Here is a 1,053-nt window from a genome sequence, read left to right as displayed (position 1 = left end):
CCGCAGCCACATGCTCCAGCGAGCCCTCGCGTACGGTGTGCCGGTAGGTCCAGCACTTCAAATCATCGATCCGGAATGTGGCCCTGAACACGAACATCCCACACGATGTCTCGACTTTTCCGGACGAAGACATATGTATTATTGCACTGCTTAAATCCAACTTGTCGACCATTTACCCTGATCGTCGCCACTTCAATATCATTGGGAACTTGGAATAGACTCCCCTGAACTTCAACGGCACGCGGACCGGAAGCACGGAGCTTGGTCATATCTTTGGCCGGGAGAGACACACCAAGGCACGGGCCACCTGCCTGATCTAAATGCCCAGACTCGACTCCGTCCGCGAACACTAGGCTCAGTGTGCCGCGAAAGCTGCGAACGGGTGGTGTCGAAGCAGTCTCCGCCCCTTTGCCATCCATAGTAGCGCAGCCTGTCATTAGCAGGGCAAGAAGCAGAATCTGCTCACGGGCAATCATTTGGGGCAGAACCTCTGACGATCTGACAGCGAAGCGTTGTTCACTCGCGGCCCTTCCCACCCCTGCATATATCCTTGCAAAGCGCTGGTCTGCTCGGCGGTGAGGGCAGGGCCAGAAAGAACGTTTGTAGCGTAGGTGCCATTTCCGAACGAGCAGATCATAAAAGCATTGTTCGCCGTCATCAGATAGGCCGCGCCTGTCGTCGAGCTTCGGGCAGCAATATTATCGCCAGGGCCAGGAGTTGTATCGGTCCCTGGCGCGGCTGAGTGAGTATGTGCTCCAGCCTGACCCGCTCCCAAAGCGCCTGGCCTTCCAACGGTAACGGATGTTCCGCCTCCGCAATTAACTTCCGTGGTCTTCATCTGTCGGTTGGTGATCGAATCGGGGGTCACGATGTAGAATGTCTCACCATGAACACCGAGAGGGATGTCGCCTCCATCTGTAGTTTTCTTGGTTTTTTTGAGCAGTGACGACAATCTCGGACATCTTCTGCTGTTCAGGTGTCGGAGAAGTCGGATCGCCGGGCTGCTGAGCGGATTCTGGAGTTTCCACGCAGTTGGGATCGTTTGCTGCGCAA

The 1,053-nt window shown here is 55.7% G+C and carries 1 protein-coding gene; it reads right to left on the bottom strand.

The window, feature by feature from the left end; all coding sequences use genetic code 11:
- Positions 1 to 472: 472 nt before the first annotated feature.
- A partial coding sequence (locus C0456_RS20790) for a hypothetical protein (protein ID WP_291056690.1) occupies positions 473 to 1,053 on the bottom strand: 581 nt, incomplete at its 5' end.

It is taken from the genome of Hyphomonas sp., assembly GCF_013823385.1.
In the GTDB taxonomy this organism is placed as follows: domain Bacteria; phylum Pseudomonadota; class Alphaproteobacteria; order Caulobacterales; family Hyphomonadaceae; genus Hyphomonas.
Note: the sequence above shows the minus strand (reverse complement) of the source record. Positions and strands in the feature narration are given on the sequence as shown.